The sequence below is a fragment of the Nocardioides jensenii JCM 1364 = NBRC 14755 genome (genome assembly GCF_001552535.1).
Taxonomy (GTDB): Bacteria; Actinomycetota; Actinomycetes; order Propionibacteriales; family Nocardioidaceae; genus Nocardioides; species Nocardioides jensenii.
The window spans coordinates 1-14,257 of sequence record NZ_BCRJ01000044.1 but is presented as its reverse complement, the minus strand read 5'-3'; the positions used below and the strand labels follow the sequence as shown (position 1 = coordinate 14,257).

Here is a 14,257-nt window from a genome sequence, read left to right as displayed (position 1 = left end):
CCACATCTGTCACAAATTCGATCACCGGCGAGTCGTCGGGTGGCGAATCCCCGTGGGCTCGGCTCGTCCAGGAGCGGCCGGCTCAGCTGAAGTCGAGATCTCCGGTGCGGGTGCGCTTGAGCTCGAAGAAGTACGGGTACGCGGCCAGCCCGACCGCCGCATCCCAGAGCTTCCCGGCCTCTTCACCGCGAGGCGTCTTGGTGATCACCGGGCCGAAGAACGCCGTGTCCTCGATGGAGATGACGGGGGTGCCGACCTCTTCGCCGACCTGGTCCATGCCCGCGTGGTGCGACTTCTTCAGCGCCTCGTCGTAGTCGGTGGACTCCATGGCATCGGCCAGCTCGAGCGGCAGATCGGCCTCGGAGAGCGCCTTCTCGACGAGCTCGCGGCTGATCGGCTGCTTCTCGAGGTGGATCAGGTTGCCCATCGCGGTGTAGAGCGGCAGCAGCACCTCGTTGCCGTGCGCCTGCTCGGCCGCGATCGCGACGCGCACCGGACCCCACGCGGGCTCCAGCATCGTGCGGTAATCGTCGGGGATGTCCTTGTCCTGGTTGAGGTAGGCAAGGCTCATCACGTGCCACTGCACCTCGATGTCGCGGACCTTCTCCACCTCGAGGATCCAGCGAGAGGTCAGCCAGGCGAACGGGCACAGCGGATCGAACCAGAAGTCAGCTTTCGTCATGTCGGGGGAACCAGCTCGTGCCGGCGATTGTTCCCGGCCTCGGACTCCCTCTCACAGGAGCTGGGCGAGCAGGCCGAGCACCGCTCCCCCGGCGATGAACCACGCACTGTTGAGCCGGGTCGTGAGCAGCAACCCCAACGTGGCCAGGGTGATCGCGACGGTCAACGGGTCGACCAGGGCGCTGCGTCCGAGTTGCCAGGAGACCCCGGCCATCAGCGCCAGGGCGGTGGCGTTGAGCCCGTCGAGCATCACCGAGCTCCACACCGCCGAACGGATCTTGTCGGTGATCCGGGTCAGCAGCCCGACGAAGACGAACGAGGGCAGGAAGATCGCGATCGTGGCCAGCACCGCACCCCACCACCCCGCCACGAGGTAGCCGATGAAGGTCGCGGTCGTGAAGACCGGACCCGGCGTGACCTGGCCGATCGAGATCGCATCGAGCAGCTGCTCATGGGTGATCCAGCCGAGCCGGTCGACGAAGTCGCCCTCGAGGAAGGCCAGCAGCACGTAGCCGCTGCCGTAGAGGACGGCACCGATCTTGAGCATCGTCCAGAACAGCCTCGCGGTCTCGCCCGCGCTCGCATCTCCGGCCAGGACCAACGGGAGAACCAGCACCTGCGCGGTCGTCGTACGCCGTGCTGCCCAGGCCAGGCCCGCGACCGCGGCGCCGCCGAAGAGGATGACCAGCTCGTTCACGCCCAGGAAGTACGCCGCCAGGGCGACGCCGGCGAGCGCGGTCAGCCACACCGTCTTGAGCACGGTGCGCAACAGACCGACCAGGGCGTGGGCGATGATCGCAACGACGGCGGGGACCACGCCGTACAGCACGCCCTCGAACGCGGGGGTCGAGCCGTGCTCCACATAGACCCACGCCAGCCCGGTGACCATCAGCGCGGCCGGGACGATGAAGCAGACGCCGGCGACCACCAGCCCACGCCAGCGTGCCCGTTCGTGACCCAGGTGCATGGCCAGCTCGGTCGAGTTCGGGCCGGGGATCAGGTTGGTCGCGCCCATCAGGTCCACGAAGCGCTCGTCGGAGACCCACCCGCGGCGCCGGACCAGCTCGTCACGCATCATCGCCGTGTGTGCTGCCGGGCCACCGAAGGCGAAGACGCCCAGACGCAGGAAGACCGCGGTGACCTCACGCAGGGCGACAGGCATGCGCCCATCCTGCCGGGTCGGGCCGGGCCAGGCCGGCCCCGGGTCACAATTGGATCGCGTTGTGACGTGGGTGACATGATGCTGGGCATGCCTGGAACCAACCTCACCCGCGAGGAAGCGCAGACCCGCGCCGCCCTCCTCAGTGTCGAGTCCTACATCGTGGACCTCGACATCGCCCCGCGAACAGACGCCGTGGAGACCACCTTCGCCTCGACGACGACGATCCGCTTCGCCTGCACCGATCCGGGAGCAACCACCTTCGCCGACCTCGTCGGCGCCACGGTGCACTCGATCACGCTGAACGGTCGCTCCCTCGAGCCCGCGACGGCGTACGCCGACAGCCGGATCACGCTGGAGGGCCTGGCCGCCGACAACGAGCTGGTCGTGGTCGCCGACTGTGCCTACTCCAACACCGGTGAGGGCCTGCACCGGTTCGTCGACCCCGTCGACGACCGGGTCTACCTCTACTCGCAGTTCGAGGTGCCCGACGCCCGCCGCGTCTTCACCACGTTCGAACAGCCCGACCTGAAGTCCGTCTTCACGTTCAACGTCACCGCGCCCTCGCACTGGGTGGTCGTCTCCAACGCCCCGACGCCCGACCCGGTGGACCTCGGCAACGGCAACTCGGTGTGGAACTTCCCCGAGACCAAGAAGATGTCGACCTACATCACTGCGATCGTGGCCGGCGAGTACCACGGCGAGTTCGACACCTACGTCGGCAAGTTCGGCGAGATCCCCCTGGGGCACTACTGCCGCCAGTCCATCAAGGAGCACATGGACACCGCCGAGCTGGTGAAGCTCACCAAGCAGAGCTTCGAGTTCTTCGAGGAGCAGTTCGACTACCCCTATCCCTTCGGGAAGTACGACCAGCTCTACGTGCCCGAATACAACATGGGAGCCATGGAGAACGCCGGCTGCGTGACGCTGCGCGACGAGTACCTCCCTCGCTCGCGTCAGCCGCGCTCGTTCTTCGAGTTCCGCACCTCGGTGATCACCCACGAGATGGCGCACATGTGGTTCGGTGACCTGGTCACCATGAAGTGGTGGGACGACCTCTGGCTCAACGAGTCGTTCGCGGAGTGGGCCTGCTACTGGTGCGAGGCCAACGCCACCGACTTCGACGATGCCTGGACCGGATTCGCCAACGCCCGCAAGCAGACCGGCTACCGCGCCGACCAGCTGCCCTCGACGCACCCGATCGCGGCCGACAACGTCGACCTGCACGCGGTCGAGGTCAACTTCGACATGATCACCTATGCCAAGGGCGCCTCGGTGCTCAAGCAGCTGGTGGCCTGGGTCGGCCTCGACCCGTTCCTGGCGGGCCTGCGTCAGTACTTCAAGGACTTCGCCTTCGGCAACCCCGAGTTCTCCGACCTGCTCGCCGCGCTCGAGAAGTCGTCGGGCCGTGAGCTCCAGAGCTGGGCACAGGAGTGGCTCCAGACCGCCGGCGTCAACACCCTGACTCCGTCGTTCGAGCTCGACGCCGAGGGCAACTACTCCGCGTTCGCCGTACGCCAGAGTGCGCACGCCGACTGGCCGACGCTGCGCCGGCACCGCCTCGGCATCGGCATGTACGACGAGGTCGATGGCCGGCTGGTGCGCCGCGACTACGTCGAGGTCGACGTCGAGGGCGAGTCCACCGACGTGAAGGAGCTGATCGGCGCCGCGCAGCCCGACCTGCTGCTGCTCAACGACGAGGACCACGCCTACGCGAAGATCCGTCTCGACGAGCGGTCGCTCACCACCGCGATCGACGGACTCTCCAAGCTCGACGACTCCCTGGCACGGGCACTGGTGTGGGGCTCGGCGTGGGACATGACCCGTGACGGCGAGATGCGCACCCGCGACTGGCTCGACCTCGTGCTGGCCAACATCGGCAGCGAGACCGACGCCTGGGGCGTGACCCGGATCCCCGCCTCCACCGCCCTCGCGGTGGAGTTCTACTCCGACCCGGCTGGCCGTGCCGAGCAGAAGGCTCGTTGGGAGTCCGGGCTGCGCGAGCTGCTGCTGGCCGCGGAGGCCGGCAGCGACCACCAGCTCACCTTCGCCCGCAGCTGGGCCGGGGCGGCGCACAGTGATGCGGCCGTCGACGAGGTGGCCGGCCTGCTCGACGGATCGTTCGTGGTCGAGGGCCTCGCCGTCGACCAGGACCTGCGGTGGGCCCTGATCACCGTGCTGGCCAAGGTCGGCCGGTTCGGCGAGGCCGAGATCGCCGCGGAGCTCGAGCGTGACAAGACCATCTCCGGCAAGGAGAAGGCCGCGGCCGCACGCGTGTCCCGTCCCGATGCGGACGCCAAGGCCGCCGGCTGGGCCGCGATCATGGATCCCGAGACGCCTAACGAGACCTCACGCGAGATGGTCTTCTCGATCTTCCGCTTCGGGCAGGAGGAGGTGCTGGCGCCGTACCTCGAGAAGTACCTCGAGGCGGCCGAGGTCGGCATCGACGTCCTCGGCTTCCACAAGGGGTCGGTCGTGCTCGAGTACGGCTTCCCCAAGGCCCTCGGCACCGCGGCCACCGTCGAGCGCCTCGACGCCTGGCTGACCGAGACGAAGGCCCCCAAGGGTGCCGTGCGCTATGTCAACGAGGCCCGCGCCGAGATCGTCCGGGCCCTGGCCGCCCGGGCCTGCGACGCGAGCTGAGGCTCACTTCCCACGAGATACCGATGCTCCCCACGGAACATTCTCCGTGGGGAGCATCGGTTTCCCCGGTGCACCGGGGTTTCCTGCAGGTTCAGGCCGTGGCGTGCGCGTGCTCCGCGATCTGGGTGATGCCCTGGCGGATGCCGTCGGCCAGGTTGCCCTCGGCGAAGTGCGAGGACATGGCGGTCACCACATGGTCGATCTCGGCGTCGGTCACCCTGCGGCGTACGGCGGCACCGGTGACGATCTCGAGGATCCGCTCGGCCGGGTCGACCAGGATCAGGATGCTCTTCGTCGGGGCGACGAGAGTGTTGTGCAGGCGGGTCGCGAACGGCCGGGGCTCACCCTCGACCGGGCCGACGAACACCGAGAACTCGAAGCGGCACAGCTGCTCCGACTTGCGGATCGTGGTGTCGATCGCGAGGCGCTCGGCGTTGCTGAAGAAGTCACCACTGGCCACTTGCGCCACCCGCCTGCGACTCAGCAGTGTCGGGGGCGGCGAGCTCGTCGTTTCCCTTGCGCGGCCCACCGAACCACTCGGGGTCGGGCCCCGCGGCGCCACCGGAGAACTTCTCACCCCGGGCCAGCGAGGGCAGGTAGACCGCCAGCGCGATCACGACGAACAGGAGGAGCGGGACACCGGCGAGCAGTGCGATCGCGTGCAGCGGGTCGACGTCGGCCGGGTTGCTCCAGCCGTCCGGGACACTGGCCTGAGCCGGTGAGGCAAGCACCGCTGCCCCGGCGAGGATGCCGAACATCGCGGTGACAGTGGCGAACCTGGCGGCGCGGCGCACCGCGCGCGAGTCAGTGGAGGTGTTCACACCTCCATGCTATCGGCTCGGAGTTTTGCCTGTTGCCACGGTGCCCGTAGCCTCCGTCACATGCCAGCACTCGACCAGTACGACCAGTGCGGTGAGAACGGAGCCGTCTCCTGCCGCCTGGTGTGGAAGCTGACCGGAAACGAGACCGCCGCCGACCTCGCGGAGTGGGTGATCGGCAAGCCTCTCGCGATCGTCGGACTGATCCTGATCGCGATCGTCGCGCGATGGCTGATCCACCGGGTGATCGACCGGATCGTGCGCCAGACCCCGGACGGCACGATGACCGGGCGGGTCACCAACATCACCCTCGGTGGTCGCTCGGTCGGCTCCCGCTTCGGCATCACGCCGAGCGAGGCCGCCACGCGCAGACTGCAACGCGCGCAGACCATGGGCTCGCTCCTGAAGAGCGTGGTCACCGGGGTCATCTTCACGGTCGTGCTGATCATGACGATCTCCGAGCTCGGCTACGACGTGGCACCACTGATCGCCAGCGCCGGGATCCTCGGTGTCGCACTCGGGTTCGGCGCCCAGGCCCTGGTCCGTGACTTCCTGTCCGGGATCTTCATGATCTTCGAGGACCAGTACGGCGTGGGCGACTCGATCGACGTCGGCGAGGCGACCGGAACGGTCGAGGCGGTGGGCCTGCGGGTGACCCGGCTGCGCGACGTCAACGGCACCGTCTGGTACGTCCGCAACGGCGAGATCCTGCGGGTCGGCAACATGAGCCAGAACTGGGCACGGACCGTGCTCGACGTGGCCGTGGCCTACCACGAGGACCTCGCGCACGTACGCCGCGTGCTGGTCGACGTGGCCCACGACCTGTGGCAGGACGACGAGTTCCGCGGCATCGTCATCGAGGAGCCCGAGGTGTGGGGCGTCCAGGAGGTCGGCGCCAACGGCGTGCTGATCCGGGTCGCCCTGAAGACCGCACCGCAGGAGCAGTGGGCGGTCGGACGTGAGCTGCGTCAGCGGATCAAGTCACGCTTCGACTTCGAGGGCATCGAGGTGCCCTACCCCGAGTGGGTCGTGCGTGATCCCGCCCACCAGGGCGGGGCCACGTCACCGACGGGCTCGATGGCACCCACCCCGGGAGTCGACAGCACGTCAGCCGAGTGAGGCGCTCAGCGTGATCGTCGTTCCGGAGAGCGCCTGACTGACCGGGCAACCGGCCTTGGCCTCCTCGGCGGCCGCGACGAAGGCCGCCTCGTCGATGCCCTCGACAACGCCGACCACGGTCAGGTGGATGCCGGTGATTCCCGTGCCGGGCGTGAACTCGACGTCGGCCTTCGTGTCCAGCGTCGTCGCCGGGGTGCCGGCCTTGGCCAGGCCGTTGGAGAAGGCCATCGAGAAGCAGGCCGAGTGCGCGGCGGCGATGAGCTCCTCGGGGCTGGTCTTGCCGCCCGGCTCCTCGGCGCGGGCCGGCCAGGACACGTCGTAGGTGCCGATGCCGCTGGAGTTGAGGGTGACCTTGCCGGAGCCCTCGAACAAGGTGCCTTCCCAGCGGGTGCTGGCGGTGCGGGTCGTTGCCATGGTGCTCCTCCGTGCGATGTGGGGGTGCCGGTTCCGGCGGGACGCCTCGAGTCTTCCACGGCAGCCGCAACCCCGGGTAGCACCCGGTTCGGGAGGCCCGGCCACAATGGGGGCCATGGGCAGTGACGACGTGACGTTCTACGACGAGATCGGCGGGTTCGAGACCTTCCGCCGCATCGTCAACCGCTTCTACGAAGGCGTCGCCACCGACCCGCTGCTGAGGCCGATGTACCCCGAGGAGGACCTCGGCCCCGCCGCCGAGCGGTTCACCTTGTTCCTCGTCCAGTACTGGGGCGGCCCCACGACCTACTCCGACAACCGCGGCCACCCGCGTCTGCGGATGCGCCACGCGCCGTACGAGGTGACACCGGCGGCTGCGGAGCGCTGGCTGGTGCACTTCCGGGAGGGTCTCGACTCCGTTGAGCTGACGCCCGAGCAGGACCAGCGCTTCTGGGACTACGTGACCCACGCCGCCCAGTTCATGGTCAACTCGTTCGAGTGAGCTCGCGCGTGAGCACCTCGCGGTAGGCCTCGGGGGCACGGGCCGCCGTCTGCGTCTCGGGGTCGAAGGTCACCATCACCACGTGGGCCCGGCTCAGCACCTGCTCTCCGTCGAGGATCTCCGACTCGACCACGAACGACGAGTTGCCCACGTGGGAGATCCACGAACGGACGTCGTACGCCTCGGGGCGGAAGAGGATCGGCGTCCGGTAGGTGACACTCATCTGGGCCAGCACCATCGGTACCGTGCTGGTGCTCTCACTGACGCCCGCCCAGATCCGCGTCATGTAGGCGATGCGGGCCTCCTGGAAGAACTCGAAGTACTTCACGTTGTTCACGTGCCCGTAGACGTCGACGTCGGAGAAGCGCACCTGCAGCGAATAGTGGCCGGTCTCGGTGTGCCGTGCCGGAGTCGCCACCGAGGTGGGGGCCAGCGGGCTCTCGCCGAGGAACCGGGTGAGGATCGCGCGCTCGTCGGCCGAGATGCGACGCGGCCGCTCCTCGGCGAAGACGAACGGGGTCAGCACCGAGGTGGCCTGCAGGTAGACGACCCGCCCCTCGGGTGTCTCGTCGTAGACCTCGTAGGCCATCGTGAACGTGGCTGCCTTGATCTCGCTGACCCAGCTGTCGATCTTCACCGGCTCGGTGCGGAAGGTGAGGGGTCGGGCGTACTTCACGTCGTGACTGACCACGACCACGCCCTCGGCCAGGTCGTTGGCCCGACTGTCGGGGGCGTGGGTCAACAGCATGTCGATCCTCGCCTCCTGGAGGTAGTCGACGTACGTCACGTTGTTGACGTGTCCGAGCAGGTCGAGGTCGGCCCAGCGGACGGGGCACTCGTAGACGTGGCGCACGACGTCAGTCTCCCAGAGCACGGTCGGACCCGGTTGATGGGACCTGCTCCCGGACAGTCCGTACCCCGGATTAGTCTGGCCGGAGTCGCACGACCCCTTCTTTCCACCCCTGATCGGAGAAACATGCCCGAGGCAGTCATCGTTTCCGTTGCTCGCACCCCCATCGGGCGAGCCAACAAGGGCTCGCTCAAGGACTTCCGTCCCGACGACCTGGCCGCCATGATCGTCAGGACGGCGCTCGACAAGATCCCCGCGCTCGACCGCAACACCGTCGACGACCTCTACCTCGGGTGCGGTCTGCCCGGCGGCGAGATGGGCAACAACATGGGGCGCATCGTCAACGTGCTCAACGACATGGACCAGGTTCCCGGCGCCACCATCACCCGCTACTGCGCCTCGTCGGTGCAGACCAGCCGGATGGCCTTCCACGCGATCAAGGCCGGCGAGGGTGACGTGTTCATCTCGGCCGGTGTCGAGACGGTGTCACGGTTCAAGAACGGCACCTCCGACCACATCCCGAACACCCGCAACCCGCTCTTCGACGACGCCACCGCACGCACCGACACCAACGCCAAGGGCGACGGCGCCACCACCCCGGACTGGCACGACCCGCGCGAGGACGGTGTGCTCCCCGACGCCTACATCGCGATGGGACAGACCGCGGAGAACGTCGCCCGCCTGCGCGGTCTCTCCCGCCAGGAGCTCGACGAGTTCGGCGTCCGCTCGCAGAACCTGGCCGAGAAGGCGATCGCCGACGGCTTCTGGGCCCGAGAGATCACCCCGGTCACCACGCCCGACGGCACCGTCGTCAGCACCGACGACGGTCCCCGCGCCGGTGTCACGTACGACGCGATCTCGCAGCTGCAGCCGGTCTTCCGCCCCGACGGCCTGGTCACCGCGGGCAACTGCTGCGCCCTCAACGACGGCGCTGCGGCTGTGGTGATCATGTCCGACACGAAGGCCGCCGAGCTCGGCCTCACGCCGCTGGCGCGCATCGTGTCGACCGGCGTCTCGGGCCTCTCCCCCGAGATCATGGGCCTCGGCCCGGTCGAGGCCACCAAGCGCGCCCTGGCAAACGCCAACATGAGCATCGGCGACATCGACCTGGTCGAGATCAACGAGGCGTTCGCGGCCCAGGTGGTGCCGTCCTACCAGGACCTCGGCATCGACATCGACCGGCTCAACGTCAACGGCGGCGCGATCGCGGTCGGCCACCCGTTCGGCATGACCGGTGCCCGTCTGCAGAACACGATGATCAACTCCCTGGACTGGCACGACAAGTCCACCGGCCTGATCACCATGTGTGTCGGCGGCGGTCAGGGCATGGCGCTGATCCTCGAGCGCGTCTGAGCCCACGCTCCACGCGGCACCTTCCGCCACGACAGCGGCCCCGGGACACGGTGTCCCGGGGCCGCTGTGTGCGCTCACCCGGCCGAGCACGTCTAGACTGCCCCGCATGACGGACAGCAACTCGGAAGCTGCCGCCGCGGAGACTCGTTGGCTCGAACCTGACCAACAACGTGCGTGGCGTGCATACATGGTGGCCACCACCCTCCTCACCGACCGCCTCGACGACGAGCTCCGCGAGGAGTTCAACATCGGGCTGAACGAGTACGAGGTGCTGGTCCGCCTCTCCGAGCGCGAGGACCACTCCCTGCGCATGTCCGCACTGGCCGACGCGATGCGCTTCAGCCGGAGCCGGATCACCCACACCATCAAGCGCATGCAGGCGGCCGGTTGGGTCTCACGCAGCGAGGCACAGGACGATGGCCGGGGCATCTTCGCCCACCTCACCGACGCGGGCTATGCCCTGCTGGTGAAGGCCGCCCCGGTGCACGTTGCCGGGGTCCGGGCCCACCTGGTCGACCTCACCGAGCCGGCCGACTTCGCGGCGATGGGCCGCGTCTTCGACGCCGTCGTCGACCAGCTGGCCCAGGCCCACCCCGAGGCCGACCTGCGCACCCCCGGCAGCTGAGCTCCCGGCCCCACCCCTGGCCGGTGCAACGCGGGCCACGGTCGCTCCACCCGTGGCAGGACACCGCGCAAGCGTCGACTGCACCGCACAGGTGCCGCCGTACGAGCAGAAGCGCGCACGGCGGCCCGTGGCGGCTGCCGGGTGCTCAGTCGCGGGTGAGGCGGCGGTGCGTGACGCGGTGCGGGCGAGCGGCGTCGGCGCCGAGGCGCTCGATCTTGTTCTCTTCGTAGGCCGCGAAGTTGCCCTCGAACCAGAACCACTTGGCCGGGTCCTCCTCGTCGCCCTCCCAGGCGAGGATGTGGGTCGCGACCCGGTCGAGGAACCACCGGTCGTGGGAGGTGACCACGGCGCAGCCCGGGAAGTCGAGGATCGCGTCCTCGAGCGAGGAGAGCGTCTCGACGTCAAGATCGTTGGTGGGCTCGTCGAGGAGCAGCAGGTTGCCGCCCATCTTCAGGGTCAGCGCCAGGTTGAGCCGGTTGCGCTCACCACCGGAGAGCACACCGGCCTTCTTCTGCTGGTCGGGGCCCTTGAAGCCGAACGAGGCGACGTAGGCACGCGAGTTCATCTCGAAGTTGGCGACCTTGATGAAGTCCAGCCCGTCGGAGACGACCTCCCAGACGTTCTTGTTCGGGTCGATGCCGCCGCGGCTCTGGTCGACGTACGACAGCTTCACGGTCTGGCCGACCTTGAGCTCGCCCTCGTCGGGCTGCTCGCCACCGGTGATCATCCGGAACAGCGTGGTCTTGCCGACGCCGTTCGGTCCGATCACCCCGACGATGCCGGCACGCGGCAGCGTGAACGACAGGTCGTGGAACAGGGTGCGGTCATCGAACCCCTTGGCCAGGTCGTGGGTCTCGAGCACGATGTCACCGAGTCGCGGGCCGGCCGGGATGTTGATCTCGGAGGTGTCGATCTTGCGCATCCGGTCGGCTTCCTTGGCCATCTCCTCGTAGCGCGCGAGACGGGAACGGCTCTTGGTCTGACGGGCCTTCGCGTTGGAGCGGACCCACTCGAGCTCCTTCTCCAGCATCTTGGCTCGCTTGGCGTCCTTCTGACCCTCGATCTTGAGGCGGGACTGCTTGGTCTCGAGGTAGGTCGTGTAGTTGCCCTCGTAGGGGTGCGCCTGGCCACGGTCGAGCTCGAGGATCCAGGTCGCGACGTTGTCGAGGAAGTACCGGTCGTGGGTGACCGCCAGGACGGCGCCCGGGTAGTCCTTGAGGTGGCCTTCGAGCCACTGCACGGACTCGGCGTCGAGGTGGTTGGTGGGCTCGTCGAGGAGCAGCAGGCTCGGCTGCTGGAGCAGCAGCTTGCAGAGCGCGACCCTGCGCCGCTCACCACCGGAGAGGTTGTCGACGATGGCGTCCGGCGGCGGGCACCGCAGCGCGTCCATGGCCTGCTCGAGGCGGCTGTCGAGGTCCCACACGTTGGCGGCGTCGAGCTCGCTCTGGAGATCGCCGGCCTCCGCGTTGATCTTGTCGAGGTCGGCGTCGGGGTCACCCATCGCCATGTAGAGGGCGTCGAGGCGGGCCATCTTGGCCTTGGTCTCGGCGACGGCCTCCTCGACGTTCTCGAGGACGGTCTTGCCCTCGGAGAGAGGCGGCTCCTGCTGGAGCATGCCGACCGTCGCACCGGGTGTCAGGATCGCGTCGCCGTTGTTGGCCTTGTCGAGCCCGGCCATGATCTTCAGCAGGGACGACTTGCCGGTGCCGTTGGGACCCACGACGCCGATCTTCGCGTCGGGCAGGAACGAGAGGGTGACGTTCTCGAGGACAACCTTGTCGCCGTGCGCCTTGCGGACGTTACGCAGTGTGAAGACATACTCAGCCATGGGCGCGAGCCTACGGTGCCGAGGGGCCCGCCCACCAACCGGTGCCGGGCCCGACAACCCGTTTGAGACCATCGAGTCGCCCAGGGCGTCTTCATGAGTGATGGTCCCAACGGGGGACCGCACGGACAGGAGGCTCGGACGTGCGCAATCGACGGGGGCTCGACCGCGACTACACCGAGTTCGTCGCGGCGAGATCTGACCGGCTCTTCCGCCACGCCTACCTGCTCACCACTTCCCCGCACAGCGCCGAGGACCTGCTGCAGACCGCACTGGCCAAGGCGTACGTCGCCTGGCCACGCGTGGTTCGCGCCGAGGACCCGGTGGCCTACGTGCACGGCATCATCACCAAGTCGTTCCTCTCCGAACGGCGTCGGCGCAGCAGCCACGAGCTGGCGATGGCCGACCTGCCCGAACGGAGGGTCACCGACGAGGACCCGGCCCGGCGGCTGGCGTTGATGCAGGCGCTGGGGACGCTGGGTCGTCTCGACCGGGCCGTGGTGGTGCTGCGCTACTGGGAGGACCTGAGCGTGCGTGAGTCGGCGGACCAGCTGGGGATCAGCGAGGCGGCAGTGAAGAACCGCAGCCTGCGCGCCCTCCGCTCCCTGCGCACCTTGCTCACCGAGCCATCCCTGTCCGAAGCGCCGAACGGAGGCCGATGATGGACCCACACACTGACGGACACGCGTTGCGCGAGGTGCTGCACTCCTCGATGGACGATGTGCTTGCACCCACCGGGGTGGAGGCCGGAGCCCGCTCGAGGGGACGCCGCCTGCGCGCCCGCCGCAGGCTTGCTTCGGGCGTGGCTGTGGCCGCGGTCGCCGCCACCGTCGCCATCGGGGTGCCGATGGCGATCGGCCAGGGCGACGGCGTCGACGAACGACCGTCCGACGCGGCCGTTGCCGCTGATCCGTCCACCGACCCGAGTGCCACGGAGTCGCGGGGCGGTGACGAGGACGGCTGGTGGAGCATGCCCGCCAGCGAGATGGCCGAGACACTCACCTCACTTCTTCCCGGGGGTGTGACGCTCAGCGATCCCGAGCTGATCAACACCGACCGGGCACCGGGCGAGGCGAAGGCCGAGATGGAGGGCTATCTGGTCGCCACACTCACCACCGAGGACGGCCCCGGCAAGGTCAACCTGGCCTTCTCAGGCGGCGAGCCTGCGGGCGCCTCCACCGTCGACGGTGGGGAGGAGTCGAACGGCCCGTCGTGGATCGGCGAGTCGCAGCCCGACGCCGAATCCTCGGAGGGCGACCCGGTCGAAGCGGCCGGGCCGGAAGGCGATGCCCGCTACAACTGCGACCCGACCGGGGTCACGAACCCGAAGGACTGCACGGTGATCCGTGACGACGCCGGCCAGGTGATCGGGCGCATCCTCGACACCACGGTCAACGGGGTGCGTGACCTGTCGGTCACCCTGGTCACTCCGGACGACGGCACGGTGATGATCGACGTGGCCAACACCCTGTCCGACAAGTGGCCGGACGGTGCGACGGCGACGTCTCCCGACGTGGCCCTCTCGCTGGCACAGCTGCGGGCGATTGCCGAGAACCCGGTCTGGACGTCGTACCAGCCCTGACCGCGGTCACCGGTCACGTGCCGGCGCGCCGGCTGCCGATCAGGCGGCCGGCGCCTCGGCGTCCTCCTTGACCACCAGGTCGTCGAGCGTCTGACCGTTGCTCGTCACCTGGGGACCACCGACGCCCATCGCTGCGTTCGCCTCGGCGAGCACCTGCGGATCGATGCCGTCGCGAGAGCCGGGCTCGCTCTTGTGGAACTGGGCGGTACCGCGGGTGAAGTCATGACCGACCGCGATCGCCTCCACCACGTTGTGGAGGCGGTCGACCCCGTTGTCATCACGCCAGACCTGTGCGTTCAGCCGGCCGAACACGACCACGGCCTGGCCGCTCTCCAGGGACTCGGCACAGTTGAGGGCGAGGGTGCGCCACGCATTGACGGTGTACCAGTTCGTCTCGCCGTCAACCCAGTTCTGCTGGGAACGGTTGAACCGACGCGGGGTCGATGCCACGCGGAATGTGGCCAACGGGCTGCCGCCCGCGTCACGGCAGTTGACCTCACTGCCGACCCAGCCCTGGAAGGTGATCATGGTCTCGTTCATCGCACGGTGTCCTTGTCTCTCGATCGGTTGTCGATGGCACAAGCCTGCGGAGGACGACCGACGTACGAGCTCACGAACGGCACGCACTGTGGAGAACCCGCACATGAACCGACATGTGCACCGATACCGGCCCCACGTCACGAACT

Annotated in this window: 15 protein-coding genes; 7 read left to right on the top strand and 8 right to left on the bottom strand. The window is 68.5% G+C overall.

Annotated features, from left to right (window positions below; genetic code table 11):
- Positions 1-82 precede the first annotated feature (82 nt).
- Together NJ4_RS10815 and chrA are read right to left on the bottom strand one after the other, a co-directional pair.
- A complete protein-coding gene (locus NJ4_RS10815; protein WP_067434326.1) occupies positions 83-682 on the bottom strand; it encodes a DsbA family protein in 600 nt (199 codons plus the stop codon).
- A gap of 51 nt (positions 683-733) precedes the next feature.
- Entirely contained in the window at positions 734-1,843 is a 1,110-nt protein-coding gene (gene chrA / locus NJ4_RS10810; protein WP_067434322.1) for a chromate efflux transporter, read from the bottom strand.
- A gap of 87 nt (positions 1,844-1,930) precedes the next feature.
- Between chrA and pepN the strand changes: the two genes are divergently transcribed.
- On the top strand, positions 1,931-4,483 hold the full coding sequence (pepN, locus tag NJ4_RS10805) for an aminopeptidase N (protein ID WP_067434409.1): 2,553 nt from the start codon (positions 1,931-1,933) through the stop codon (positions 4,481-4,483).
- Positions 4,484-4,574: 91 nt separating this feature from the next.
- Here pepN and NJ4_RS10800 read toward each other — a convergent pair whose 3' ends face one another.
- Both NJ4_RS10800 and NJ4_RS25960 read right to left on the bottom strand, forming a co-directional pair.
- Positions 4,575-4,943, bottom strand: coding sequence for a DUF5130 family protein (locus tag NJ4_RS10800; RefSeq protein ID WP_067434321.1), 369 nt, complete (start codon positions 4,941-4,943; stop codon positions 4,575-4,577).
- On the bottom strand, positions 4,930-5,304 hold the full coding sequence (locus tag NJ4_RS25960) for a hypothetical protein (protein WP_067434320.1): 375 nt from the start codon (positions 5,302-5,304) through the stop codon (positions 4,930-4,932). Before NJ4_RS25960 ends, NJ4_RS10800 begins: the two co-directional genes overlap by 14 nt.
- 60 nt (positions 5,305-5,364) lie before the next feature.
- Here NJ4_RS25960 and NJ4_RS10790 point away from each other — a divergent pair, with 60 nt between their 5' ends.
- Complete coding sequence (locus tag NJ4_RS10790) at positions 5,365-6,420, top strand: mechanosensitive ion channel family protein (protein ID WP_082748416.1); 1,056 nt, start codon at positions 5,365-5,367, stop codon at positions 6,418-6,420.
- Here the strand turns inward: NJ4_RS10790 and NJ4_RS10785 are convergent.
- Entirely contained in the window at positions 6,409-6,834 is a 426-nt protein-coding gene (locus NJ4_RS10785) for an OsmC family peroxiredoxin (protein ID WP_067434317.1), read from the bottom strand. The two genes, NJ4_RS10790 and NJ4_RS10785, sit on opposite strands and share 12 nt — an antisense overlap.
- Positions 6,835-6,949: 115 nt before the next feature.
- On the opposite strand from NJ4_RS10785, the gene NJ4_RS10780 reads away from it, so the two are divergent.
- A complete protein-coding gene (locus NJ4_RS10780) occupies positions 6,950-7,336 on the top strand; it encodes a globin (protein WP_174524598.1) in 387 nt (128 codons plus the stop codon).
- Here NJ4_RS10780 and NJ4_RS10775 read toward each other — a convergent pair.
- The gene (locus tag NJ4_RS10775) at positions 7,320-8,210 is read right to left on the bottom strand and encodes an acyl-CoA thioesterase (RefSeq protein WP_245644531.1); all 891 of its coding nucleotides are present in this window, start codon (positions 8,208-8,210) and stop codon (positions 7,320-7,322) included. The genes NJ4_RS10780 and NJ4_RS10775 overlap by 17 nt on opposite strands.
- Before the next feature lie 102 nt (positions 8,211-8,312).
- Between NJ4_RS10775 and NJ4_RS10770 the strand changes: the two genes are divergently transcribed.
- Together NJ4_RS10770 and NJ4_RS10765 are read left to right on the top strand one after the other, a co-directional pair.
- Entirely contained in the window at positions 8,313-9,539 is a 1,227-nt protein-coding gene (locus NJ4_RS10770) for an acetyl-CoA C-acetyltransferase (protein ID WP_067434313.1), read from the top strand.
- Between the two features lie 106 nt (positions 9,540-9,645).
- The gene (locus tag NJ4_RS10765) at positions 9,646-10,164 is read left to right on the top strand and encodes a MarR family winged helix-turn-helix transcriptional regulator (protein ID WP_067434311.1); all 519 of its coding nucleotides are present in this window, start codon (positions 9,646-9,648) and stop codon (positions 10,162-10,164) included.
- 145 nt (positions 10,165-10,309) lie between these two features.
- Here the strand turns inward: NJ4_RS10765 and ettA are convergent, their stop codons facing one another.
- On the bottom strand, positions 10,310-11,992 hold the full coding sequence (ettA, locus tag NJ4_RS10760) for an energy-dependent translational throttle protein EttA (protein WP_067434309.1): 1,683 nt from the start codon (positions 11,990-11,992) through the stop codon (positions 10,310-10,312).
- Between the two features lie 140 nt (positions 11,993-12,132).
- On the opposite strand from ettA, the gene NJ4_RS10755 reads away from it, so the two are divergent.
- Both NJ4_RS10755 and NJ4_RS10750 read left to right on the top strand, forming a co-directional pair.
- Positions 12,133-12,651, top strand: coding sequence for a SigE family RNA polymerase sigma factor (locus NJ4_RS10755; RefSeq protein ID WP_067434307.1), 519 nt, complete (start codon positions 12,133-12,135; stop codon positions 12,649-12,651).
- Positions 12,651-13,571 (top strand): hypothetical protein, encoded by a 921-nt coding sequence (locus tag NJ4_RS10750; RefSeq protein WP_067434306.1) that lies wholly within the window; start codon positions 12,651-12,653, stop codon positions 13,569-13,571. The genes NJ4_RS10755 and NJ4_RS10750 overlap by 1 nt, the downstream gene beginning before the upstream one ends.
- 39 nt (positions 13,572-13,610) lie before the next feature.
- Here NJ4_RS10750 and NJ4_RS10745 read toward each other — a convergent pair whose 3' ends face one another.
- Positions 13,611-14,111 (bottom strand): single-stranded DNA-binding protein, encoded by a 501-nt coding sequence (locus NJ4_RS10745; RefSeq protein WP_067434303.1) that lies wholly within the window; start codon positions 14,109-14,111, stop codon positions 13,611-13,613.
- Positions 14,112-14,257 lie beyond the last annotated feature (146 nt).

Bases quoted from the DNA above. Each gene is read 5' to 3' on its own strand.
- NJ4_RS10750 (WP_067434306.1), top strand. From the start codon at position 12,651: ATGGACCCACACACTGACGGACACGCGTTGCGCGAGGTGCTGCACTCC.
- chrA (WP_067434322.1), bottom strand. From the start codon at position 1,843: ATGCCTGTCGCCCTGCGTGAGGTCACCGCGGTCTTCCTGCGTCTGGGC.
- ettA (WP_067434309.1), bottom strand. From the start codon at position 11,992: ATGGCTGAGTATGTCTTCACACTGCGTAACGTCCGCAAGGCGCACGGC.
- NJ4_RS10770 (WP_067434313.1), top strand. From the start codon at position 8,313: ATGCCCGAGGCAGTCATCGTTTCCGTTGCTCGCACCCCCATCGGGCGA.
- NJ4_RS10765 (WP_067434311.1), top strand. From the start codon at position 9,646: ATGACGGACAGCAACTCGGAAGCTGCCGCCGCGGAGACTCGTTGGCTC.
- NJ4_RS10745 (WP_067434303.1), bottom strand. From the start codon at position 14,111: ATGAACGAGACCATGATCACCTTCCAGGGCTGGGTCGGCAGTGAGGTC.
- NJ4_RS10815 (WP_067434326.1), bottom strand. From the start codon at position 682: ATGACGAAAGCTGACTTCTGGTTCGATCCGCTGTGCCCGTTCGCCTGG.
- NJ4_RS10790 (WP_082748416.1), top strand. From the start codon at position 5,365: ATGCCAGCACTCGACCAGTACGACCAGTGCGGTGAGAACGGAGCCGTC.
- NJ4_RS10780 (WP_174524598.1), top strand. From the start codon at position 6,950: ATGGGCAGTGACGACGTGACGTTCTACGACGAGATCGGCGGGTTCGAG.
- pepN (WP_067434409.1), top strand. From the start codon at position 1,931: ATGCCTGGAACCAACCTCACCCGCGAGGAAGCGCAGACCCGCGCCGCC.
- NJ4_RS10785 (WP_067434317.1), bottom strand. From the start codon at position 6,834: ATGGCAACGACCCGCACCGCCAGCACCCGCTGGGAAGGCACCTTGTTC.